Origin of the sequence: Komagataeibacter rhaeticus (assembly GCF_011611525.1) — a bacterium.
In the GTDB taxonomy this organism is placed as follows: Bacteria; Pseudomonadota; Alphaproteobacteria; order Acetobacterales; family Acetobacteraceae; genus Komagataeibacter; species Komagataeibacter rhaeticus.
The window spans coordinates 3559663-3581628 of sequence record NZ_CP050139.1; the positions used below are offsets into that span (position 1 = coordinate 3559663).

A 21966-nucleotide genomic window follows, 5' to 3' on the forward strand; every position below is an offset into this window, starting at 1 on the left:
GATCAGTGGAAATTGCGCGATCTGACGACGATACGCTCGCCGACGGAAGCGCTGGCATGGGGGCTCTCCGTAGAGGAGCGATTACCGACGTCCGCGAGCAGCCCAGAAAGGTCGGTGATCTCTTTTGCTACCAGATGCACGACGTCCCCTTCCTTCTGGAGCATGCCTGTCACCGCCAGCATCTGGCCGCCCAGCACCACGCGCCGGTTTGCATCGAATAGATCCGGCCAGATGATGACGTTCATGTTGGCCGTCTCATCCTCCAGCGTCATGAACACCACGCCTTCGGCGGAGCCTGGTCGCTGCCGAACCAGCACCAGTCCTGCCACGGTGAGACGCTTCCCATCCTTCGCTGCCAATGCATGCTGACAGGAGATGATACCCCTTGTCTGAAGATCCCCACGTAGGAAGGTCAGCGGATGATTCCGCAGGGTCAGGCCAAGCCGGTTGTAATCCCGCACGACTTCTGCTCCGTCGCGCATGGGCTGCAGCAGCACAGAGGGCATAAGGTCGATCGTGGTGTGACCAACATCCGCAATCCGACCTCGACATGGTGGAAGCGCTGGGAGGGCGTTGCGCATCGCTGTCTGGTCCCTCTGACGGCGTTCTCGGAACCCGAGCGCTTGCCGGATGGGAAATCGCGGCCGGTGTGGTTTGCTCGCAGCGACGGAGAACCACTCGCTTTCTTTGCCGGGATCTGGTGCCGGTGGACGTCCGTGCGGAAACTGGCTGACGGGGAAACGACGGATGATCTGTTCGGGTTCCTGACCACCGAGGCAAACCGGGAAGTTGGGGCGATCCATCCGAAGGCCATGCCCGTCATTCTGACGCGGTCAGATGAACTGGATGTGTGGATGAATGCACCGGCAGAGGAGGCGCTGCGTCTTCAGCAGCCTCTGCCGGATGGTCTGTTAGTCCATGTTGAAGAGTCGCCTCCTTCGGAATGACCGATATGTGGGGGAGAGCGGAATGTCGGCTACTGGGCCACACGCAGGTGCAGACCACCGCACAGTATGCCCACCTCAAGACCGATCCAATTCGGAACATGGCAGATAAGATAGCCATGACAATTGCGAGTGCATTTCTTGCTGCTTAGCAACTGTGTTAGACCGAGATCCCGCCACACCGGATGCCGATACGTTCGGAAACCTATGGGAATGACGCTTTTGGGCGGAAGCGCGACTTGCGCCACAGCGGCATGGCGGTAGCAGCATTTAAGCCAGAGCCGCCATTCATCCATCCCGGAGGAACGCTGGCCAAAGATTGACCAAGAGGACTTGTCTGTCACTTCCTCATCTTCCGAGCCTGCGTCAACCTGACGCAGGATCGCTACCGTCCCGCAGCTCTGCCCCTGACCCAAGGCACGGCTGCAAAAAGCGGTCCTTTGAGCCTAAAATGACGGGTGGCCTGTGCCGCAAGTGGCCTAAAGGCACAGAGCCAGACGTGCTTGTCATTCGATCAACCTGCCGACCAACAATATCAAACTGGCAGACCCTGGTTATGATCGAGGGACAATCGGTGGAGGAGGTCAATTCGAGTTCATTGGACGAATTCATCGTCGCCAAAGTCTGGGCGGGCACGCTTCAGTTCATTGTCAGCGCAGGCTCTGTGTCAGCGCCTCCTTGACGCTTAGGTATAGTGCAGATCTGAACGCCTCGTCCTGATTGTGAAGCTTGTAGAGTTCCAACTCCTCTTTCCGGCGTTTTAGCATAACTTCTTTCATAATTTTTTCAAATGCCAAGTTACGGCTGTAGGGATCAGAATTTTCATCAAATTTCTTCTCGAAATCGGGGTGGGCCTGAACACTTTCAACGATGTTCAGAAATTTGATCCGTTGTTCTTCCGGGGTGGCGCTCCGGCCTTGGAACCAACGTTCGTTGAAGCTGCGGATGATCTCTTCCAACAGGTCTTCCTGCACCTCTCCTTCGCGATAGCCGCGGGGGGTAGGATTCTGTGGATCTAGCTCTGCTTCTGAAGTGTCCAGGCCGATGGTCTGGTTTAGTTTTGTCCGCTCTAGCCCATATGACGAAAGGTCAACGGCCTTGAGAAGATCATCCAACGCATCCTGGTTCGGGTCCTTGATGTTTAGCTTCGGGACCAGGAACTTCAGGAACCAGAAGAGCTTCTCCCAAGCCTCCACTTCGAACGGCATGATTGCAGCCATCTGGCCGTAGATCTTCACGAACTGCTTCGCTTTGATCTTGAAGTCGATCTTCTCCGGGTCTTCCAGTTCCAGGCCGGTGTTGAAACGTTCGGCAGCCACGTCAATTGGGGGGCTGAGTTTCTCGGAATCTTCGCCGTCAAAGAACCTTTTGCAGAATTCCTCTACCTCTGACCATTCGTAGACGCCGACATCATCCAAAGATGCTTTCAGCTCGTGTAAGACGTTCACGTCCGTCGCCTCGGATAGAGGGTGTTATGCACCTTGAGCGAGTATAGCGGCGTTTCTGAGCATGAAACATGCGAAAGCGACGACATGGAGACTTGCGAGGGTTGAAGCGTAACGCTCGTAGTCCTTGACGAGTCTGCGGCATCGTGTGGTCCATGCGAAAGACCGCTCGACGACCCATCGGCGCGGCAGCAGCACAAAGCCGCGCTTGGCTTCGGGCAACTTGACGACTTCGAGTGCGATACCGTGCGTGCGAGCGGCCTCGTCTGGTTTTGAGCCCGTATATCCCTGATCGACATAGGCCAGTTCGACGCTTTCGTCAGTGGCCTCCTGAATGGCAGCGGCGAGGCGTCCGACCTCGGCGCGATCATCCCGGTTGGCTGGCGTGACATGCAGGGCCAGCAGGTGGCCCAGCGTATCCACAGCCATATGCAGCTTCGAGCCCCGTTTGCGTTTGGCCCCGTCGTAACCGGCGCGAGGCCCGCTCTCGGGTGTCGAACGCAATGTCCGGCTGTCGAGGATGGCTGCGGTGGGTTCCGGCTGGCGACCGGAAGCCATGCGCAAGACGGCACGTAGATCGCAGGCCTGTGAGTGCTGGTTGTAATCTCCCCAAATGTGCTGGTTGAAAATTCCCCAGTTGGTAAGTTACCAGTCACAATCCTCAATCATAAGGCGGCCTCAAACGGCCGGTTACTTTTTAACCGCAGGCTCGAAGCTGTGCGATGTGCCTTGAGATAGGTCGCATCAATCATGATCGTCTGAGGCTCTGCCTTGCCGGTAGCCAGTCCCTCCATCATGCGGATGAATATCCCCATAGCACTCCAGCGCTTCCAGCGGTTGTAGAGCGTCTTGTGTGGACGGTATTCCCGGGGTGCATCACGCCAACGCAGACCATTTCTGTTCACGAAAATGATCCCACTCAACACACGACGGTCATCAACGCGAGGTTTGCCGTGGCTCTTCGGGAAAAAGGGCCGCAGACGCTCCATCTGCTCGTCCGTCAGCCAATACAGGTCACTCATCTTCAGTCTCCTCAAGGAGCCTGAATCACATCCGGCCACTCATATCAATGGGTCCTGAGCCTAGGATTATTCTTGGCGCCCGCGCATCAGAGCCATTGATCGCAGAGGCTATCGCGCTCCGCTCCGAGCGACCGCAGTTTAGAATCTGGCAGTTCGCTTCTAGAATCGAGAGATTTGAACTCGTCATGCGGAACGTTGAAGATAATGTTAGGCATTTCGGCGGTTTTCTGTGACACACAACTATCCGTGAGGCCGATCCAACGACGCTTGCTTTCAGGGTATGCGGTCCGTCTATTTTGCTCTTTTGAACAGACAGGCGGATCGGAGAGATAAACGGAAAATTCGTAGTGGGGTTAAAAAAGTGGACATTCACGGGGTCTGCCTGAAGGCGTGCCAAGCCCCATATCGTGACCGATACCTGTGGCTTTCTCCTATTCCTTGTGGTTCACGCCGCCGATATTCAGGGTCGTAATGGGACTGTCGATGTTCTGACGGCATCTTGTATGGAATTAACTCTAACCTTAAATAAAAATAAATACTATCCGTTTAATTTATAATACTCAGGTGGTATTTTTATATATACATGTTGATTTTTGCTGTTTTTTAGATCCTTCTCGTGATTTTTATTCATGGATTTTATAAAAACAAAAGAAGGATCTAAAACTAATAAAATTAAAAAACAACAAAAAGCTCTAAGTAAATGCTCATGAGATAATTTAATATTTGTTACTTTTTCATTGACTGAATACTGAGATTTTCTGACACTTAAAAGATTATTTTTTGCCAATTCTTCATCTGCATTTCCATTGCTGTAAGCATCAACAATGTCAGAAACCCCAACAGTATAAAATCCCGAAACTTTTAATGTTTTAGCTGCGAACCATCCAGCGGCCCCTGTGTAAATTATGGCTGAAACAAGGATAATAAGCCTTAACCATTCTGGCGCTGGACCCGTTTTTTTCTCCCAATCTGCTCCTTCTATACTGATAATCACAGGAACTAGGGCGGCCAGTACAGCTAGATATGCCGATGCCTTAGTTTCTGCCGTGCGTCGCCGTTGTGTTTGAGCATCCGCGATCCTCTCGGCTGCAGCTAACGCTTCGCTCGCGTGGTCTGAAAATGTTAGTTGACTAATTTTTTCTTCTAACTCTTCTATTTCATGCTGATCATTTTCAAATTCTTCGTTTCTTTCTTGAGAGAAAACTATTGGGAATATACCGAACAAAATACTATCACACCACGTCATATTCATATCTTTTCAAGAGCATTAACAATCTTTGAAGTAATAGGCGCTCCCGTGCGCTGTTCGATCCACGCCCATTGTCCATTGGGGTTGGCTTCAAGAAACCATAAATCTCCTTGATTATCTAAGATTAAATCGATAGCAGCAAATCGCAAACCTAAACTTTGAACAATCTTAACGCATTGAGTTTCAATATGATCTGGCAGGTCAAAGATAGAATAATTCAAATCAACCCTCGCCCCCTTTCGCCAATCTGTTCTTGTGTCGGAATGTTCCTGTGAATGAATCTGGACCGATATCACATCATCATTAACAACAGTTACACGGATGTCAGATTTCTTAATAATTTCATCTTGAAAAATAATAGGGGCTGCAGAAAAGGCAAGGCGCATTGATTCGTTAATTTGAATTCTATTTGTAAAAATAACTTTCCCCAGTCCATTCCCATCGTCTAAGTGTCTGACCGAAAATGAGTTGAGTGATTTCAGTGGATTATGATTCATGGGTTTGCGATAACCTGATGAGATCAAGATGGCCTGGACTGAAATCACCCGCGCGCAGTATCGCCGGGACGACCTGGAGTATGCAAGCGACCTTCGCGATGCGGAGTGGGAAATGCCCCAGCGCCCATGATACTGTGCCTCAAGGCACGGGAAAGTCGGTCGCCGCCAGGTCTTCCAGTCTCCCCTTACCACCGCGGGGTGGAGCAGCCCGGTAGCTCGTCAGGCTCATAACCTGAAGGCCGCAGGTTCAAATCCTGCCCCCGCAACCAAGCCGAACATACTGATATCTAACAAAAAATGCCGCCCTCAGAGGCGGCTTTTTTGCGTCCAAATTTCCACCGCAGGAAACACATAGGAAACAGACGGAAAGGTACCGGGGCGCAATTTTGTCCACTTTCACAAATGCGTGAAAGCGGGGAGGGGCATCCCGTTGCCTGTTTCAGGGTATGATCCTGTCTTGTCGAGTCAGGACAGTATTCCCCTCTGCTGTCCATAACGGAAGTAGCAGGAAAGCCTCATGGCCGCAGACGAACTCACGGGACTGATCCGTTATCTCGGTCAGGAGGACAGGCAGGACTGTTTCGCGGAATGGCGGAGATGATCGACCCCGACGTTGCCATGACGTTATGAGGTTGCGCCTTCGAGGATTTTCTCGGGCAGGACTGGGATGACGGCCGGAACTTCGTGGACGTTTACCTCAATCGTCGGGGCTGGAAGGAAGCGCCACGTAACAGCGCCTATATGCGTGCCCTCCAGGATTCGGTCATGAGCCTGTATGAAGTCTCGGACATCAAACCCGGCCAGAGCCTGATGGCGCGAGACCTTCTCCGAGATGGTGATCCAGTTTTGGTGCATGAAGGCACAACAACCCGGACACTGGAAGACATGGCCTGGCAGGCGGATGGCCTAGCGCTGTTCAATGGAGACGAGGAGGACCAGGTCTTCCATGATGTGTATTTTCCGCTGACAAAGGGCGTGACGCAGAAGACGGTGGAGTGTAAATGCTGTTTCAAAATTCCCCACATGTGCTGTCGGAAAATTCCCCAGCACGGATATGGTGATCAGCCATTGAGGTGATCGATAGCTCCATGCTTTGGGGGCCTACCGCGGCGCTTTGGCGCTGCCGGTGGCATCAGATTGGCGTGGGCCCGTGTATGCTCGGGGATCAGATCGGCATGCTGGCGCAGGCGATAGCTGGCACCTTCGATGTGGACGACGACAGCATGGTGAAGTAGCCGGTCGAGCAGCGCGGTGGCGACGACCGGGTCGCCGAAGACCTCGCCCCACTCGGCAAAACCGCGATTGGAGGTCAGGATCATCGCTCCCTTTTCGTAGCGGGCATTGACCAGCTGGAAGAAGAGGTTGGCACCACCTGGCGTGATTGGCAGGTAGCCAATTTCATCGACGATCAGCAGCGAAGCCCGCGTGTAGAAGCGAATTTTCTCGGCCAGACGCCCCTCGCGTTCGGCTCTGGTGAGCGCCTCGAGCAGTTCTGCCAGAGAGCAGCGATAGACGCTGCGTCCGGCCCTGACGGCGGCCACGCCGATGGCTGTGGCCAGATGGGATTTTCCGGTGCCTGGCGGGCCCAGAAAATGCAACACCTCGGCCCGATTGATGAACTCGAGCTGGGCCAGCGCGGTGATGCGATGCCTGTCGAGTGAAGGCTGGAACGAGAAGTCGAAGCTCTCGATAGTTTTGATCGGCATGAGGCGGGCGGTGCGCAGTGCTACGCTGATGCGCCGTCCCTCGCGCAGGTTCAGTTCTTCGGCCAGCAGATCGTCGATGGCCTCGATGGCGCTGATCTCGCCCTTTTCCAGCCTGCCCAGCGTGTGATCAAGCGTTTCGAGGGCGCGTGCCATATGGAGAGCCAGCAGGCTTTGTCGGATGCGTTCGGTGACAGACATCATGCGGTCCCTTTGGCATTGATGTTGGCCAGGCGTTCACCCACCGCGCCGTAGAAAGCCAGAGGACGCTGGAGGATCGGCACCGCCGGTGTCGTCGGCAACATCTCGGCGTGTTGAACCGGTGGGGCCTTGCGGTGGCCTGGCTCGATCCGCTTACGGTTTTTGCCTTCCAGCACGGGATGCCGGGCGATGAGTTTCCCTTCCTCGAAGATCAGGACTTCATGTGTATGGTGCTGGATCTCGACCACGCGACGGCGGGCAGTGTCAGGCACACTGTAATAATTGCCGGCCACCGCCACCATCCCCTCGCGGCTGATCCGCCGCTCGACGCTCAGAACAGCATCGTAGCGCAGGGCAGGCAATGGATGCAGATGGGGCTGCTCCTGTGCAAAATGCTCCTGCACGATCCGCCCGGTGGTGGCATGTGCCCGCGCGTTGGCGATATCCGCGCGCCAGACGTCGAACTGGGCGTTGAGGTCATCGAGATCATGGAAGCTGCGGCCAAGGAAGAAGTCCTGACGGATGTAGCGGAAGGGTCGCTCGACCTTGCCCTTGGTCTTGGCGCGATAGGGCTGGCAGGCTCTGGGGGCGCTGCCATAATGGGCCAGAAGCGCCACCAGCGAGGCATTGTAGGTCACCACGCCCGCATCATCCTCACCGATGACAGCGGTCTTCATGCGATCGTAGAGAATTTCCGTGCAGCAGCCCGCCATCGCCTCGAAGGCGGCGATGTGGCAACGCATCACTGTTTCCAGACCCTGGTTCGGGCAGAAACGTCCCCACAGCCAGCGACTGTGCCCCAGCACCATGCTGAACAACCAGACCTTGCGCACGATGCCTGGCTCGCCGGTGAAGACTGTCTGGAATTCCGCAAAATCGACCTGCGCCTGAACGCCGGCTCCGGTCTCGAAGCGCCGCTCATAAGGCCTGGGCAGCGGGGGGCGGATTTGCCGGAGATATTCCGTCAGCGATGAATAGGCACCGTCATATCCCATGTCGCGAATTTCACGATGCAGCCTGCGCGATGAAAGTCCGGGATAACTTGCCATCCGCTCCAACAGATAGGTTCGATAAGGTTCTGCTGCGCTGGCCACCGGTTTACGCGGTGCATAGGCTGGAGTCTCCAGCCCATTGGCCAGATACTTCTTCACTGTCTTGCGATCGAGCCCTGTCTGGCGCGCGATGGCGCTGATGCTGAGCCCCTGTCTTTTGAGTTCCTGGATCAAAACGACCTCCCTGAGTCCTATCACCTGCTCGCCCTTCCTTTGGCATCAGCAGGGATAAATGTGCCGCGTGATCGTCATGGGGGCATGCCCCCATGACGATCACGCACAGTCCTCAAACTGGGGAATTTTCAACCAGCACATTTGGGGAGATTACAACCAGCACTCACAGGATCGACCGCAGGGGCTGCGTCCGAGGTTCAACAGCTGTGCGGAGGAACTCTGCATCTCGGACGTGGTGCTGTATGAGCTGCTTTATGGCGCGGAACGCTCGTCTGATCCCGTGCACACAAGGCGTGAGGTCGAGCACTTCGCGGCAAGGCTGGCGGTCCTGCCATTCGACAGTGAAGCGGCCGCCCATACAGCGGACATTCGGGCTGCTCTTGAACGGAATGGCCGTATCATAGATCCGTATGATCTCATGATTGCCGGGCATGCCCGGAGCAGGGGGCTGATTGTGGTGACCGGCAATCTGCGGGAATTTCAGCGGGTGGAAGGTCTTCGAACCGAGGACTGGTTGACTGACACGGTCTGACCGGGAAAGGCTGCGGCGAGACAGAATATTGATAAAAACGATTGTTTATCAATCGACTATGTCATGCAGCGAGCTTCTCTACGAACCCGCTGACAAGCAGCAGTCTTCTTTGGTTGCAGGCCCCCTGAAACCAGATACAAATCCTTGATTTGACACGATAAAACCGCTCGCACACGGCGGGTTTTTTGTTGTCTGAAATTCCCTGCAGGAAACACATAGGAAACAGATGAAAAGGTAATCCGGCGCAATTTTGTCGAAGGTCACATGTGTGTGAATGTGGGGCAGGGTGCCCTGATGCCTGTTTCGGGATATCGTTCCGGCCTCACCGAGTCAGGTTCAGGAAACGCAGTAACAGCCATGGCCGCAGACGAACTCACGGGACTGATCCGTTATCTCGGTCAGGAGGACTGGCAGGAGTGTTTTGGCGAAGTGCTCGCCGATCACATCGGTCCGGCGCTGGAAGCGGGTGACATCACCTTCGAGGATCTGGCGGAGATGATCGGTCCTGACGTCGCCATGACGCTATGGGGCTGCGCCTTTGAGGATTTTCTCGGGCAGGACCGGGATGATGGCCGGAACTTCGTCGACGTTTACCTCAAGCGTCGGGGCTGGAAGGAAGGGCCGCGTAACAGCGCCTACATGCGTGCCCTCAAGGCTTCGGTCATGAGCCTGTATGAAGTCTCGGACATCAAACCCGGCCAGAGCCTGATGGCGCGTGACCTGCTGCGGGGTGCTGATCCGGTTCTGGTGCATGAAGGCACGGCAACCCGGACACTGGAGCAGTGGGACCGGATTGCAGCACGTCTGGTGCCGTCCGATGGGAAGACCATTCTGGCAGGCGGGCTACTCGCCTATTCACGGGGTGCCTGCGAAGATCTGGCTGCGAACCTTTACAGGGCTCTGCGGAAAAGACGGGGCAAGGCGGAGTTTCCGAAAGTCGATACGCAGACCCTGCGTGAGCTTGCGCCGATGTTCACGCTGACCTGGCTGTTCCGGACACTGGAGGACATGGCCCGGCAGATGGAGGGCCCAGCTTTGTTCAATGGGGACGGAGAGGATCTGGTCTTCCATGAAGTGTGTTTTCCGCTGGCAAAAGGCGTGACGCAGAAGACAGTGGCGGACGTGCTTGACGGGATGGCAGCCCTGCGGGCAGAGAGCCGGTCGTTCTGGAACTGGCTGAAAGAGCCGATGAGCGATCCCGTGCGCAAGGCTGGACGGGATAAAAACGGGCGGTTCCTGCGCACGGAGATGGATGATGGTGCGATCGTATTGGGCACGCTGGATCTGAAGGGGCGGCAGTTGCGGCTGCAGGTGAACTCGAAAGAGCGTGCCGAACGTGGTCGTGCCATGCTGCAGGCTGGTCTGGGAGATCTCGTGCGCGCTCCGCTCACGCAGATCATGACGCCGGCGCAGGCGATGGAAGACCGGGGGACGCATGGACGGGAGGTCTCGCCAGAACTGCAGATCCCGCCCGAGGAGGAAGCCCGGATTATCGGGCAGATGCTGGAGCGGCACTATCGGCAGGTGCTTGATGAGCCAGTCCCGGCCCTGGGGGATTTGACGCCGCGCCAGGCCGTCCAGACAGCCTCAGGACGTAAAAAGGTGGCCATCTGGTTGAAGGATATCGAAAACACTACGGTCCACGCCCAAGGGAGTGGCGGTGCCATGGCTGCCTACGATTTCGGGTGGATGTGGAACGAACTCGGAATCATCAGGCTCAGGAAATAGTCCGCTTTCGCTTCATGTCGGCCATAAGGAAAGCCGTTGAGGCCTCCAGAAAACGGTCGTACCTTCGCATAAAAATATGAGCATACAAATGCGCATAAACATGTGCTATATGCTGGTTGCCAGTATAATAGGAGCAAAGCTATGGTTCGCGTGCATTCCGGCACTCCATCACGTCGCCCCACAAATGTGACGCTACCCGCTCAGCTGCTCGAAGAAGCCAAGTCGTTAGATCTCAACATATCGCAGGCCTGCGAGCAGGGGCTTAAGTCAGCTATCGCGTCGATCCGTGCTCAGCAATGGCTGGCAGACAATCGCGCTTCCCTCGAAGCCTCACGGCAGTATGTTGAAGAGAACGGGCTTCCCCTGGCGGACTATCGGAACTTCTAAATGGCCCGTTTTGATGTGTATCGTCTGGCCGGACGGGGAGAAGCACGTTTCGTTCTGGATGTGCAGGCAGATCTTCTGGACGCCTTGGGTACCCGTGTCGTTGTTCCGCTGCTGCCGCAGAGAACCGCACCAAAGCCTGCCAAGAGGCTGAACCCGGTGTTTATGGTTGACGACTGTCCCTTCGTCATGATGACGCAGTTTATGGCCGCAGTTCCTGACCGTGATCTGACGAAGATCATTGCTTCATTGTCGCTTTGTCAGGACGAAATTACTCAGGCGCTCGATCTGCTTCTCGCAGGTTTCTAAAACGCGACAGTGATCGGCTTACGCCTCATGTCGGTCATAAGCGGAGCCATTCGGACTTCCAGAAAGCGGGCGGTCGGCAATAGTTCTCGTTATCCGCCGATATTATCATCCAGACTTCTGATTGCTGCATCAGCAGCTGATCAGGAGAAAGTATCATGGAGAAGACAACTCGTTTTCCAACGCCTACGCTGAAGAAGTCCGTGCCCTGGAATGCAGGAAAAATGGTTGGCGCCAAGCCGGCGCTCAAAGAAAAGCATGTCTGGGCTATTCGGTTCTGGCTCGGGAACGAACAGCGTGTCAGAGACAGAGCGTTGTTTGATCTTGCTCTCGACAGCAAACTCAGAAGCTGTGATCTTGTCAGTCTTCGTATCGGCGACATCGTTACCAGCGGTCAGGTGCGTCACCGGGCCATGGTCGAGCAGCAGAAAACCCGGCGACCTGTGCAGTTTAAGATTACGGAAACGACGCGCGAAAGTGTGCGAGCGTGGCTGAAGCATCGCGGTGGTGGCTTGAATGAGTATGTTTTTCCAAGCCGCCCAAGCTCATCTGAGCACAAGGCAATACGCCCGGCTTCTGGATCAATGGGTTCAAGCGGTGGGACTTATACCTGGTGAATATGGAACTCATTCACTTCGCCGCACGAAAGTTGCCATGATTTACAAACGAACCGGTAATATTCGAGTAGTGCAGATCCGGCTTGGTCATTCAAAACTGGATAGTACGGTTCGATGCCTTGGGGTGGATGTCGAGGACGCTCTGGCACTGTCGGAAGCCACGGATCTCTGAAATCGAATATGCCTCGGGAATTTTTTACCTCCTCCCTGTGTGTACATGCTATGATGACACATAAGGAGGAGACCATGAGCCAGCATCTTTCAGATAACGCATCATCTCCACAGAAAATCGGTGTTCGGGAGTTCCGGGGAAACCTGACGGCGTATCTGCGTCAGGTCAGACAGGGTAGCACGATCCTCGTGACGTCTCACGACCAGGTTGTCGCTGAACTGCGGCCGCCAGCTTCTTCCTATCGTCCCCGTCGTCAACCAGGCGCATTGCGCGGGCGGATCAGAATGAGCGAAGATTTTGATCAGACACCGGCAGATATTCTTGAAAGTATGGAACGCGGCCTGTGAAGGTTTTGCTCGATACGCATGCGTTGCTGTGGTGGCTTTCGGACTCCAACCTGCTGGGTGAGAATGCACGGGAGATCATCGCAGATCCGGCCCACGATATTCTGGTGAGCATCGTGTCATTATGGGAGATTGCGATCAAAATCCGTATTGGAAAACTGGATGCGGATATGAACGACATTCTGGCAGCCATTCCTGAGGAAGGTTTCTCTCTGCTGCAAATACAACCCGAACACCTGCAGATCCTTATGTCTTTGCCTCTGCATCATCGTGATCCGTTTGACCACCTCCTGATGGCGCAGGCGCAAGTTGAACACGCCACATTCCTTTCGGAAGACGGACAAATGGATCATTACCCCATCAAGCGAATACGCTGTTCGTGAAGCAGAACTGCCGTCAGAATATGCCTTCATGTTGATCATCGGGATGCCCATTTTTCCTTTTCAATACCGGACATCGTGACAATCACGCAATTTAGCCTCGGGATAAGAGAACAGAAGTCTGGTATTGTGATCCAAACTTCATTATCTTACGAGACGTAAGATAGGAGAGCGCCATGGAAACGGTCACTCTGCGCAAGCAGGGCAATTCGGTCGGGCTCACGCTGCCGGCGGAGACCCGTATTCGACTGGGTCTGGAGATCGGGCAAGAACTCACATTGGTCGAGTTGGCTGACGGCATTAAGCTGGTGAAGCGCAACCTCAAGCTCGAACGCCAGATGGATCTTGCCCGTGAAGTGCTGCGCGAACAGGCTGACGCACTTCAGGAACTGGCGAAACGGTGAACGAACCGGAGTTTCTCGAGGTTGATGCTGTGCTGTTCCTGCATGATTGCGCCTTGCGCGAATATGGTGGCGCGCAGGGAATCAAAAGTGCGGACTTGCTGCATAGCGCGTTAGACCGACCGTTGAACCGCTATCACTACGCGGATCCAGTTCCTGTCGATCTGTTTGACATCGCCGCCGCCTATGCCTTCGGCATTGCGGGCAACCACCCGTTCAATGACGCCAACAAGCGGACTGGCTGGGCCTGCTGTGTGTTGTTTCTCAAAGCAAACGGCCAGAACGTCGCCATCACTGCGCCTGACGTGGTGGAGCGCATGGTCGCTCTGGTCGAAAGAAAAATCGATGAGACAGAATTCGCCATTTGGCTGCGGAAGCATCAACTTCCATAAGAGTATTGCTGACACGGATATGTCCGCTTACGCCTCATCTCCGCCGTTCAACGAACTGTCAGATTTCCCTCAAGTTAGACGTTCCATTCCGGCTGTTCATGCAGGGAGAAATTATCTTTGAGCAAGGCGGGCATGATCTGTGAAGTGGATATGTCCGCTGGGACGTCGTATCTGCACTGTGCCTCTTCATGCGTGCCTTTGTTGTTCATACACGCGCAGATTCAGATCGGTGAGATCCAGGATGGGCGTAGGGATCTGAAGCGCGCATGCCCGCCTGACCAGGTCACCAATAATCTGTTGTGCTTCCACAGGAGCATCCTGCAGCAGATCCCGGAACATGGAGGACGTCAGGGTGGAGTCCGTTTTCGTCAGGAGACTGACAGTGCCCTTCAGCGTGGCATCCCGTAGGGGATAACCAGCCGCCGCCGCCGTTGACGCACATTCATGGATGACCGCCTGCGCAAAGGCCTGACCTGCTGGCTGGCTGGCGACATCCCCCACGGTTCCGCGCATCAGGCAGCAGATGCTGCCCAGGGAGGCGAGCAGGACCCATTTGTCCCACATGTCCTGCAGGATGTGGGTGGAACACACCGTTTCAAATCCGGAACCCGACAGGGCTTCCGCAATACTGCGTGTCACTGGCGTATCGCCGCCTACCCGATCTCCAATCGAAAGACGGGGCAGAGAACCCGTCTGGACAATGCGCCCCTGCGCATCAAGCATGCTGACGATAAAGCACGTGCCTCCCATGACCGCGGCAGGGCCAAAGCGGTCTGCCAGAATATCAAGATGCTGCATGCCGTTGAGAAGCGGGACAATCCGTGTCTGCGGTCCCACCGCAGGCGCGAAATCGTTCATTGCCGCCGTCATGGAATAGGCTTTTACGCTGAGCAGGATGATGTCGTAGGGACCCTCAATCCCACCGGCCATCACCATCCGGGGGGCGATGGTGGCGTCGCCCACGGAACTGATCAGGCACAGCCCCTCGGCACGGAGCTGCTGCAGGCGCCTTTCGCGTACCAGAAAGGTCACGTCATGCCCGGCGCTGGCCATGCGGGCGCCAAAATACCCACCCACGGCCCCCGCGCCGACAACAAGAATTCTGGAGCCCATCACGCTGTTTCCTCTCTTTGATCCGCCCTGACGTGTTGCAGTTGAAGACACGTTGAAGCGCTCTGGAGCCAGGGGTCAAGACAGACTCAGAATCTCGATTTTCCCGGGTGCCGGGCCTTGATGCTGGCCGCGTCGATATAGGTCTCGACGACCTGAAGGCTTTTGTGCCGCGAGAAGCGCTTCAGTTCCAGGAGATCATACCCGTCTTTCGCTCCCGTGGTGATGGCGCCGCGGCGCAGGCTGTGCCCGCCAAAATCCCCTTCGAGGTGGGTGTCGCCGCATCGTTTGCGGATGATGTCCGTGACTGCCCGGTCCGACAGGGCGTGCGGCCCGATCCTGGGCGGGGCTCCGACGGGAGTGACTCCCGCCCTGTGGCCCCGCGCGGACCAGATGCGCCGGAAGACCGGACCTTCCGTGATCCCGGCCTGCCGGAGCCAGGTCTCGTATGCCAGAACCGGGCAGTTCCGGGTCAGGCCCCGCGGGATGCCGATCAGAGTACCCTTGCGCTGGGGATCACCCTTGGACCGGCCCAGCCGGATCTGCATGCCACCCTCGTCCACCGTGATGTCGTCCACCTTCAGTGCAGCAAGCTCGGAGCGCCGGAACGCGCCAGCAAAACCGATCAGGAGAATGGCCCGGTCCCGCGCACCGACCAGATCATGTGGACTGATGGCTTCGACGACCCGGACCAGCCTGTCCCAGGTGAGCGCGGTTTTCTGGCGGGGCAGGGTCTCCTTTGCCTCCCGCCGGATGCCGGCAAGCGTTGCGGTCACCATCGGGTGGGCGGTGGGTACGGCAATCTGCGCCAGGTGATGCAGGTAGCGCAGGGCGGCCCGATGCAGGTCGATGGTGCTGGTCCTGCGGCCCTGCAGCGCCATGTCGGCCAGATAGGCGGCAACATCCTCGCCGCGGGCCGGCAGGGCGGGCAGGGCATGACCGGCAGCCCAGCGACACCAGGACCGCACGGCGGCGCGATAGGTGCGCAGCGTGTTTTCGGCCTTGCTGCGGTGCATATAAGCATCGGCCGCCTGACGGGCCGTGGCCAGGCGGCCATCATGTTCGGGCACAGGCTGTGTCGAGACGACGGAAAACCATTGCGCGACGGCAGCAGCCGGCTGGCCGACGGGCGCAGGAGGCGATGCGTCTGACGTCTTGGGACAGGCTCCTACGGGCTGGATCGGCCGGAACCAGGCCAGGAAGCTGGGCGTACCGTCGTCGATTTCCAGTCCGACAGCCAGTTCGAACCCCGATGGGACATCGGCCACATGGTCCTGAGCCATCTGCTGGGCAGCCGACGCATACGGCACGCCCTGGGCGAGGGGGGTATCCGGGGAATAGGTCCCGTCCGGCAATTCGATGCCCGCCAGAAGCAGGGGCAGGGGCGGGGTGAACCGCGCGGTCGAGAGGATTTCGCACCAGCGCGCCGGGTCCTGTGTCTCGGCCAGACGCTGTCGTGTCAAATGGTCAACGCGGGCGTGCAGCGCGGCCTGCGCGCGCCTGCTGGAGCCGAGGATGCGGATGTCGCTCAGCATGACCGGCTTTCCCGGTCCGAAGACCCCTGGGTGCAGAAAAGGTGACCGGGGTCGCCCCTGCCTCTTTTCCGCTGGCCCGGCCTAGGCTGGGCGATCGGTTCGGCAGGACAGAGCCGACCGCTACGCGGGCAGCAGGGGAGGGGCAGACAGGCAGGTAGGGTGGAAAGGCTCTGGAACAAGCGCATTTTGGGATTTTTGTCGAAATGCCTCATGAATGGGAACAGAAATCCTATTTTACCAACCACCTATTTGGCACCGTCCAGTTAATCGTGGCAGAAAATGCTATCCAGCGCGGTCGGGAGCTCTGTCAGATTATCCGCGTCCATAAGCAGCGACCTTGAAGGTTTTTTCGTGGCTGAACAGTAAACTACATGTTTGTCAGAGACGAAGAGAATACCGGGCATACCGGTTTTCTCCTGTCCGAATAAGAGCATCAAGCGCCACCAGATCAACCAGATCACGCGTCGCCGTGGCAGACGTCGCCCCTGTAATCGACCGATAATTCTGGGCACTCAGGCCACCTTGAAAACCATCAGGCCCTTCTGCCAGCATTCGAAGCAGGGCCTTCTCCTGACGACTGTTCAGTTTTCCGCGTAAGCGATCCAGAAACCGCGTTTTCTCAATAAGAAACCGGATGTTCCGAAGCGTGCGGGATTGCGCCTCCAACACGACCTGAGAGAACCAGACCATCCAGTTCTCTATCTGGTTCGTCTTGCTGGCCCGATGCAGTTCGAGATAATACGCTTTCTTGTATGTATTGATGGTCGCGGCCAACGCCGTCAGCGTTGGGGCTGCGAGGGTTTGCGCCAATGCTTTTTCAGCAATAGCCCGTCCGATGCGACCATTTCCATCTTCAAAGGGATGAATGGTCTCAAACCACAGATGGGCAATCGCAGCCCGCTCAATCGCGGGCAAGGGGTCGATCCCGCCTGGGGCGGTCCTGTTAAACCAGCCGATAAACTGCGCCATCTCCGAAGGGACGCTTCGAGATGGCGGGGCTTCGAAGTGGATGTGCGGCGCATGGATGGGGCCGGAGATAATCTGCATTGCCTCGGCATGCGTCCGATACCTGCCAATGACATCCAGATCTCGCCGACCATTCATGAGCATGGCATGCCACTCAAAGAGACTCTGGTCAGTCAAAGGGGCCGCATAATGCCGATAGAGGTCCGCCATCAATTCAGCGGCCCCAGCCTCAGTTGGCGTAGAACGTCGCCTGTCTGTGGCGAAGCCAAGGTGTCGCGCAATCGACGATTGCACACTGGCCCGATCAAGCACCTCGCCTTCAATAGCGGAGCTCTCGACCGTTTCTTGCGACATGAGTTGAACGACAAGATGCTGATTGGCGTCTTTGTCCAGATGCTGCATCGCACCGACGACCACGCCTGAACTTTTCAGGAACTCCGTTTCGGCGTCTCGCAGACAGCTTTTCTCGAAGTGAAAATGTGGCCAGTCCGGAAGCTGCCAATTCCAAAGCATGATTGATATCCCAAGGCTCTATCAATCATTCTATCGCATTTTTATGATTGATAGAAGTCTAATCTATCGATCCTTCGGCGTGACGGATTATGCTGCGTACGAACCCAGAGTGGCCCGCAGCATTCCATAATGAGAGGTGATGTTGTGGACGGCCCCCGCACGAAATGTGCGAGGATGAAATCGTCACGGCGAAGGGACCGAGACCGGTACCTATGAAGTTCCGGCCGGTGGGCGTCGCTTTCGTGCCCTCGAACTATTGGTGAAGCAGAAGAAACTGGCGAAAACGGCCCCCGTACCGTGCGTGGTACGTGAGGCCGGATCGACCAATGCCGAGCGTCTGACCCTGACCGTGCCAGGACAGAATGACCCGATCGTGCCCACCCACTGGTCGTTTGGCCAAATGTGCAGCCTTGTCGGTGCCCCTTCGTCGTACCTGCGCAATCTTCCTGCACCACTGGCGGCGATCAACCTGCAGCACGGCCTGCTGTCGCACCGCGCCGAACTGGTGAAAACGCTGGAGACGAGGACGGCCGCGTCGAACTGCGTGCCGTAACCGGTCCCGATTACGGACGCATCTGGGACCATGAGTTGGTCGGCGCCGTGCGGAAGATCGCTGGCGATGGCACAGGCGATACCAACTGGAAGGTGCCGGGTGTGATCGACTGGGCCACCATGACCCACAATCCCTATGTCGACATCACGAAGGAAACCACGACGCTCTACGCATCGGATCGCGATGTCTTCTTGTTTCTGGTCGACGATACCCATCCGATCGAGGCCGGACGCCTGCCCAATGGTGACCCCGATCTCTATTTCCGGGGCTTCTATGCCTGGAATTCGGAAGTCGGCAGTAAGAGTCTTGGTATTGCGTCGTTTTATCTGCGCGGAGTGTGCCAAAATTGTATGTTGTGGGGCGTGGAAAATTTCCAACAGATCACGATCCGGCATAGCAAGTTCGCGGCCTCGCGTTTCGTGCATCAGGCCACGCCGGCCCTACGGAATTTCGTCACGGCCAGCCCGGCCTCGTTCGTCTCTGGCATTCAGGCCTCGCGCAAGGCGCTGGTGGCCAGAACCGATGAAGATCGGGAAAGTTTCCTGCGTCGTCGTGGGTTCTCCAAACCGGAAACCACCAAAATCATCGAGACGGTACTGAACGAGGAGGGACGCAAGCCCGAGAGTGTGTTCGATTTTGCACAGGGGATCACGGCGCTGGCGCGGACGAAGACCAACCAGGACACACGGCTGGATATGGAGGGCAGGGCACGCAAGCTGATGGAAAAAGTGATCTGATACGTTCCGAGATGAACCGTGTGGTTTCACCAGGCCCGGCCCTGCGCCGGGCTTCTGCGTTTTCATGGAGACAGACCATGGCGGACTTCTTTACGCATTTCTCGTGCGTTCTTGATGTCGGTTCCGCACGCAACGCTGCCCGCGCGATGACGATCTATCTGGATCTGCTGGCCGAGTACCAGATCGATGACGCAGGGGGATACCGTTTGCCGTCTCGGTAGAACCTGCCCATGGAGCCGGCAGGCTGTGGATTCGGGACGATAGGACGGGTGATCCTGCCCAGGTGGTCGTCTTTGTCCTGCGCTGCGCCCATAAATTCCGGCTCACTGGCCGCTGGGGCTTTCAATGGGCCAATACCTGCACACGGCCGCGCGTGAACGCCTTCGGAGGCGGTGCGCACGTCATTGATCTGGGAAGCAGGGAGACGGTGGCATGGATTGCTACTTACGGATGGCTGGAGGATACCATTGCCGGAAAAACGTAAAAGCGGATCAGGGGGCGCTGACCGACAGCGTGCCAACCTTGGTGGCCGCGCGCATGAAACGCCTGTCGAATGTCGCAAGACCGCTGCAGCCCTTTGCCGCGGCAAGATGGAGCGCGTCCGCAAAGTCCATGCCCGCTTCCGCCCAATCGAAGGCATGGGCCACAAGCGTCGCATCCTCGACCGTGACCGTGGGCAGGCCCGCAAAGGCGCGCAGGGCCGGGATCACCTTGTTCTTCGGCATGTCATACACCCCGCGCAGAACCCATTCGGTTTCCAGCACGACGGTGCGTGGCACGAAGACCAACTCCCCGTTGACCACCGCACGCGCCTTTTCGGCCTGTTTCGGATCATCGCCCGTCAGGTAGCGGACGATGATGTTAGTATCGACCGCGCGCATGGCGTTTCCTGATTTCCGCGTCCAGACCTGCCTGCATCTCATCAATCGATTTCGGGCCGCCTGTGGGCGGGAGGCTGCCAAATACATCTTCGGGCCGGGTGGCCGCGAAAGCTTCCTGCAGCGGACGAAGCAGGACACCGCGTTCGGTGTTTTCAACCACCAGTCGTGTTCCGGCGGGCCAGTGCAACTGTTCGCGCAGCGCCTTGGGCAGGATCACCTGCCCCTTGGTCGAGACGGTTGTGGTGAGGGGATCGGCTGGCATCACCTGTCTCCATTGTAAGACAGGTGTAAGATAAGGATCGCCCCTGCCAGATGCAAGCCGATCCTTCCCAAGGGACGTTCATTTCCCGCCGTTCAACGCGTCCTTGAGCGCCTTGGCCGGGGTAAAGCCTAGCTTGCGTGAAGCCGCGATCTGGATCGTGGCACCCGTCGCCGGATTACGGCCTTCCCGGGCTGGTACATCCTTGACCTTGAACTTGCCGAAGTTCGGCAGGGTCACTTCCTCGCCCCTGATCGCAGCCTGGGTCATGGCCTCGACCACTGCGTCGATGACCTTGCGGGTGTCGGCATTGCTCAGGTCAGCCTCTGGGCCAAGATCCGTTCGACCCGCATGACAACATCCTGGCGGGCGCGGCCTAGTCGGTGCGGAACCATCCCTTGCGGCCGTTAGTCCGAGGGATCGCCGAGCACGTGCCACTGCTAAAGAACGCCGCGTCAGCTTGGCTGCTTCCGGTGCGCGTATGCCAAGCTGACCCAGATGCTGGAAGGATGCGAAGCGCACGGTGGCAGCTGTGAGCCGGTCGACTGCCTTGTCGCGTGCAGCTTCTGCCTCCAGCGCGTGGCGCTCGGTATCGGTAGTGATGAACGCCTCGAAGGCAATCATCCTCGCCTGAGCTTCTGGATTCAGAGGCTGCTGGCACAGCAAGCAGGCGGCGTCGTCCCCGACAACCGGAAATGCTTTCTCGGGGTAAGCTGCCTCCGTTGAATAGCGGCGCGCCGCCTCCCACAAAGCTCGCCAAGGACCTTCGCCAACGCCCACTAGAAAGGCAGTGCTAAATGCGGCGCCAGCGGCCATTTGTGCGGCGGTCCGTTTGTCTCTTGCCTCAGTTATGGCTGTGAGAAGCGCCGCCATAGCATCATTGCTGGTCTCGGCCAGGATGACCTCGATATATGTGGCGAAGCGATCTAGCGACGTGGCCCAAGCCCGTTCGATCGCTGCTGCCTTCACCGGGTCGCCGGCTAGGTCCTCCGATAGGCGCGCAAGTCGTTCGAGCTCCTCGCCGGACATCGTCGCCAGCGCCCGGAGAGGGGCCAAATCCGTATCGGCTCGGAGCGATCCCATGATGCGGCCCACCTTCGAGGTCTGGCTGAATGTGGGCATTTGAAAGACAGGGTCTCGGGCTTTATTCAGCCGATCTCGCTCGAGGGTCAGCTTCTCCTTCACCGCTAGGCACGCAGCCGCCAGCTCATCCGGGATATCAAGACCGAAGGGGCGGAAGAAGACCTCATTTTGGTCGCGGACGTGGACTGTGGCGGATTCGCGGTCAAAGACGCTGATGGCGCACAGGACTGGATGCGGTGTACCGTCGTCGGTCCATTGGACGGGCGGACAATCGACACCCTCATCCGCCCAAGCGATAGTCGCACTCGCAGCACCCACACCTCGCCCTTCGATCGCGTCCGGCAGGATCGGTGTGCTGAACCGCGCGCGGCAGGCGCGCTTCAGAATTCGTGCATAGCCCGACTTACCGACACCGTTGTCTCCGTAGATAATGGTGAGACCAGTGGGGGCGAAAGGAAGCGTCTGGTCGGATGCCAGACGGTTGGCCCTCGTCACGTTGCTTATCGACCGTAGCGAGACCGCGCCGCCGGCGGTGATGCGTGTCAATCGATCGGCTTCGGACAGCGGGACCGCCTCAAGGGTAATGCCGGTTTTTCCTTGGCCCTTCAAGCAGAACTGGAAAAGATCATCGACGTCGGAAGGTCCAACCTCGCCCTGAGTAACGATCCGCTTGAGAGCGTCCTGTTGCCATAGTGGTCTGGTGGGCGATCACTCCAGAATCATCTCGTAAGGCGACTTCGAGATCGTCGAAATCAAGTGCAACTCCCTGTGCCAGACCTAGTGACG

At 57.2% G+C, this 21966-nt stretch carries 20 protein-coding genes, 1 tRNA gene and 9 pseudogenes; 16 read left to right on the forward strand and 14 right to left on the reverse strand.

The genetic code is table 11. The annotated features are described in order from the left end of the window. Positions 1-2: 2 nt before the first annotated feature. Positions 3-503, reverse strand: a pseudogene (locus tag GWK63_RS16505) (OB-fold nucleic acid binding domain-containing protein); the annotation flags it as partial. Here GWK63_RS16505 and GWK63_RS16510 point away from each other — a divergent pair. After that, positions 498-947 (forward strand): annotated as a pseudogene (locus GWK63_RS16510) (SOS response-associated peptidase family protein); the annotation flags it as partial. The pseudogenes GWK63_RS16505 and GWK63_RS16510 overlap by 6 nt on opposite strands. A 647-nt stretch (positions 948-1594) precedes the next feature. Here the strand turns inward: GWK63_RS16510 and GWK63_RS16515 are convergent. From GWK63_RS16515 to GWK63_RS16525, 3 genes and pseudogenes are all read right to left on the reverse strand, one after another. Next, positions 1595-2392: an HsdR family type I site-specific deoxyribonuclease gene (locus tag GWK63_RS16515; protein WP_039999214.1), complete on the reverse strand. Its 798-nt coding sequence runs from the start codon at positions 2390-2392 to the stop codon at positions 1595-1597. A gap of 24 nt (positions 2393-2416) precedes the next feature. Next, positions 2417-2974, reverse strand: a pseudogene (locus GWK63_RS16520) (IS5/IS1182 family transposase); the annotation flags it as partial. Between the two features lie 110 nt (positions 2975-3084). Continuing rightward, positions 3085-3411, reverse strand: a pseudogene (locus tag GWK63_RS16525) (transposase); the annotation flags it as partial. Positions 3412-3806: 395 nt separating this feature from the next. Here GWK63_RS16525 and GWK63_RS16530 point away from each other — a divergent pair. After that, a pseudogene (locus GWK63_RS16530) lies at positions 3807-3908 on the forward strand (IS5/IS1182 family transposase); the annotation flags it as partial. Between the two features lie 41 nt (positions 3909-3949). Here the strand turns inward: GWK63_RS16530 and GWK63_RS16535 are convergent. After that, complete coding sequence (locus tag GWK63_RS16535) at positions 3950-4663, reverse strand: hypothetical protein (protein WP_146750217.1); 714 nt, start codon at positions 4661-4663, stop codon at positions 3950-3952. Continuing rightward, entirely contained in the window at positions 4660-5157 is a 498-nt protein-coding gene (locus GWK63_RS16540; RefSeq protein ID WP_166498177.1) for a hypothetical protein, read from the reverse strand. Before GWK63_RS16540 ends, GWK63_RS16535 begins: the two co-directional genes overlap by 4 nt. A gap of 28 nt (positions 5158-5185) precedes the next feature. On the opposite strand from GWK63_RS16540, the pseudogene GWK63_RS17590 reads away from it, so the two are divergent. The 3 genes and pseudogenes from GWK63_RS17590 to GWK63_RS17495 form a co-directional block, all read left to right on the forward strand. Further along, positions 5186-5281 (forward strand): annotated as a pseudogene (locus GWK63_RS17590) (IS5/IS1182 family transposase); the annotation flags it as partial. Between the two features lie 68 nt (positions 5282-5349). Then, positions 5350-5426: transfer RNA gene (locus tag GWK63_RS16545), tRNA-Met, on the forward strand. 248 nt (positions 5427-5674) lie between these two features. Next, positions 5675-6150: pseudogene (locus GWK63_RS17495) on the forward strand (hypothetical protein); the annotation flags it as partial. A gap of 68 nt (positions 6151-6218) precedes the next feature. Here the strand turns inward: GWK63_RS17495 and istB are convergent. Beyond that, positions 6219-7064, reverse strand: coding sequence for an IS21-like element helper ATPase IstB (gene istB / locus GWK63_RS16560; protein ID WP_007396167.1), 846 nt, complete (start codon positions 7062-7064; stop codon positions 6219-6221). After that, the gene (gene istA / locus GWK63_RS16565) at positions 7061-8311 is read right to left on the reverse strand and encodes an IS21 family transposase (RefSeq protein WP_007396168.1); all 1251 of its coding nucleotides are present in this window, start codon (positions 8309-8311) and stop codon (positions 7061-7063) included. Before istA ends, istB begins: the two co-directional genes overlap by 4 nt. A gap of 34 nt (positions 8312-8345) precedes the next feature. Between istA and GWK63_RS16570 the strand changes: the two genes are divergently transcribed. From GWK63_RS16570 to GWK63_RS16610, 9 genes and pseudogenes are all read left to right on the forward strand, one after another. Then, positions 8346-8819, forward strand: coding sequence for a PIN domain-containing protein (locus GWK63_RS16570; protein WP_237701125.1), 474 nt, complete (start codon positions 8346-8348; stop codon positions 8817-8819). A gap of 357 nt (positions 8820-9176) precedes the next feature. Further along, entirely contained in the window at positions 9177-10547 is a 1371-nt protein-coding gene (locus tag GWK63_RS16575) for a hypothetical protein (RefSeq protein ID WP_007400719.1), read from the forward strand. Between the two features lie 186 nt (positions 10548-10733). Then, complete coding sequence (locus GWK63_RS16580) at positions 10734-10934, forward strand: type II toxin-antitoxin system CcdA family antitoxin (protein ID WP_010512663.1); 201 nt, start codon at positions 10734-10736, stop codon at positions 10932-10934. Beyond that, positions 10935-11240, forward strand: coding sequence for a CcdB family protein (locus tag GWK63_RS16585; protein WP_007400721.1), 306 nt, complete (start codon positions 10935-10937; stop codon positions 11238-11240). A 221-nt stretch (positions 11241-11461) separates the two neighbouring features. Beyond that, positions 11462-12026: pseudogene (locus tag GWK63_RS17355) on the forward strand (tyrosine-type recombinase/integrase). Between the two features lie 8 nt (positions 12027-12034). Beyond that, positions 12035-12373 (forward strand): type II toxin-antitoxin system Phd/YefM family antitoxin, encoded by a 339-nt coding sequence (locus tag GWK63_RS16595; protein WP_007400724.1) that lies wholly within the window; start codon positions 12035-12037, stop codon positions 12371-12373. Further along, positions 12370-12753, forward strand: a complete 384-nt coding sequence (locus GWK63_RS16600; RefSeq protein ID WP_040000190.1) for a type II toxin-antitoxin system VapC family toxin — start codon at positions 12370-12372, stop codon at positions 12751-12753. The genes GWK63_RS16595 and GWK63_RS16600 overlap by 4 nt, the downstream gene beginning before the upstream one ends. Positions 12754-12926: 173 nt before the next feature. After that, positions 12927-13154, forward strand: coding sequence for an AbrB/MazE/SpoVT family DNA-binding domain-containing protein (locus tag GWK63_RS16605; protein ID WP_007396477.1), 228 nt, complete (start codon positions 12927-12929; stop codon positions 13152-13154). Then, positions 13151-13543, forward strand: a complete 393-nt coding sequence (locus GWK63_RS16610; protein WP_007400727.1) for a type II toxin-antitoxin system death-on-curing family toxin — start codon at positions 13151-13153, stop codon at positions 13541-13543. Before GWK63_RS16605 ends, GWK63_RS16610 begins: the two co-directional genes overlap by 4 nt. 186 nt (positions 13544-13729) lie before the next feature. Here GWK63_RS16610 and GWK63_RS16615 read toward each other — a convergent pair whose 3' ends face one another. The 3 genes from GWK63_RS16615 to GWK63_RS16625 form a co-directional block, all read right to left on the reverse strand. After that, the gene (locus GWK63_RS16615) at positions 13730-14656 is read right to left on the reverse strand and encodes a ketopantoate reductase family protein (protein WP_007400729.1); all 927 of its coding nucleotides are present in this window, start codon (positions 14654-14656) and stop codon (positions 13730-13732) included. A gap of 86 nt (positions 14657-14742) precedes the next feature. Further along, positions 14743-16188: a tyrosine-type recombinase/integrase gene (locus tag GWK63_RS16620; protein WP_007400730.1), complete on the reverse strand. Its 1446-nt coding sequence runs from the start codon at positions 16186-16188 to the stop codon at positions 14743-14745. A gap of 378 nt (positions 16189-16566) precedes the next feature. Continuing rightward, entirely contained in the window at positions 16567-17667 is a 1101-nt protein-coding gene (locus tag GWK63_RS16625; protein WP_007400732.1) for a Fic family protein, read from the reverse strand. Positions 17668-17977: 310 nt separating this feature from the next. On the opposite strand from GWK63_RS16625, the pseudogene GWK63_RS16635 reads away from it, so the two are divergent. Together GWK63_RS16635 and GWK63_RS17620 are read left to right on the forward strand one after the other, a co-directional pair. Then, positions 17978-18957, forward strand: a pseudogene (locus GWK63_RS16635) (DUF932 domain-containing protein); the annotation flags it as partial. 11 nt (positions 18958-18968) lie between these two features. Beyond that, positions 18969-19178 (forward strand): hypothetical protein, encoded by a 210-nt coding sequence (locus tag GWK63_RS17620; RefSeq protein ID WP_456305971.1) that lies wholly within the window; start codon positions 18969-18971, stop codon positions 19176-19178. Positions 19179-19448: 270 nt separating this feature from the next. Here GWK63_RS17620 and GWK63_RS16645 read toward each other — a convergent pair whose 3' ends face one another. From GWK63_RS16645 to GWK63_RS16655, 3 genes are all read right to left on the reverse strand, one after another. Next, the gene (locus GWK63_RS16645; protein WP_007400229.1) at positions 19449-19838 is read right to left on the reverse strand and encodes a type II toxin-antitoxin system VapC family toxin; all 390 of its coding nucleotides are present in this window, start codon (positions 19836-19838) and stop codon (positions 19449-19451) included. Further along, the gene (locus GWK63_RS16650) at positions 19819-20100 is read right to left on the reverse strand and encodes an AbrB/MazE/SpoVT family DNA-binding domain-containing protein (RefSeq protein ID WP_039999970.1); all 282 of its coding nucleotides are present in this window, start codon (positions 20098-20100) and stop codon (positions 19819-19821) included. The genes GWK63_RS16645 and GWK63_RS16650 overlap by 20 nt, the downstream gene beginning before the upstream one ends. Positions 20101-20178: 78 nt before the next feature. Continuing rightward, entirely contained in the window at positions 20179-20415 is a 237-nt protein-coding gene (locus GWK63_RS16655; RefSeq protein WP_166498199.1) for an HU family DNA-binding protein, read from the reverse strand. Between the last annotated feature and the right edge of the window lie 1551 nt (positions 20416-21966).

What these genes read in the sequence shown, in the direction of transcription:
- GWK63_RS17620 (WP_456305971.1), top strand. Translation starts at nt 18,969, where the DNA reads ATGAACCGTGTGGTTTCACCAGGCCCGGCCCTGCGCCGGGCTTCTGCG.
- GWK63_RS16575 (WP_007400719.1), top strand. Translation starts at nt 9,177, where the DNA reads ATGGCCGCAGACGAACTCACGGGACTGATCCGTTATCTCGGTCAGGAG.
- GWK63_RS16585 (WP_007400721.1), top strand. Translation starts at nt 10,935, where the DNA reads ATGGCCCGTTTTGATGTGTATCGTCTGGCCGGACGGGGAGAAGCACGT.
- GWK63_RS16620 (WP_007400730.1), bottom strand. Translation starts at nt 16,188, where the DNA reads ATGCTGAGCGACATCCGCATCCTCGGCTCCAGCAGGCGCGCGCAGGCC.
- GWK63_RS16605 (WP_007396477.1), top strand. Translation starts at nt 12,927, where the DNA reads ATGGAAACGGTCACTCTGCGCAAGCAGGGCAATTCGGTCGGGCTCACG.
- GWK63_RS16615 (WP_007400729.1), bottom strand. Translation starts at nt 14,656, where the DNA reads ATGGGCTCCAGAATTCTTGTTGTCGGCGCGGGGGCCGTGGGTGGGTAT.
- GWK63_RS16540 (WP_166498177.1), bottom strand. Translation starts at nt 5,157, where the DNA reads ATGAATCATAATCCACTGAAATCACTCAACTCATTTTCGGTCAGACAC.
- istB (WP_007396167.1), bottom strand. Translation starts at nt 7,064, where the DNA reads ATGATGTCTGTCACCGAACGCATCCGACAAAGCCTGCTGGCTCTCCAT.
- GWK63_RS16625 (WP_007400732.1), bottom strand. Translation starts at nt 17,667, where the DNA reads ATGCTTTGGAATTGGCAGCTTCCGGACTGGCCACATTTTCACTTCGAG.
- GWK63_RS16645 (WP_007400229.1), bottom strand. Translation starts at nt 19,838, where the DNA reads ATGCGCGCGGTCGATACTAACATCATCGTCCGCTACCTGACGGGCGAT.
- GWK63_RS16535 (WP_146750217.1), bottom strand. Translation starts at nt 4,663, where the DNA reads ATGAATATGACGTGGTGTGATAGTATTTTGTTCGGTATATTCCCAATA.
- GWK63_RS16570 (WP_237701125.1), top strand. Translation starts at nt 8,346, where the DNA reads ATGTGCCGCGTGATCGTCATGGGGGCATGCCCCCATGACGATCACGCA.
- GWK63_RS16650 (WP_039999970.1), bottom strand. Translation starts at nt 20,100, where the DNA reads ATGCCAGCCGATCCCCTCACCACAACCGTCTCGACCAAGGGGCAGGTG.
- GWK63_RS16595 (WP_007400724.1), top strand. Translation starts at nt 12,035, where the DNA reads ATGCCTCGGGAATTTTTTACCTCCTCCCTGTGTGTACATGCTATGATG.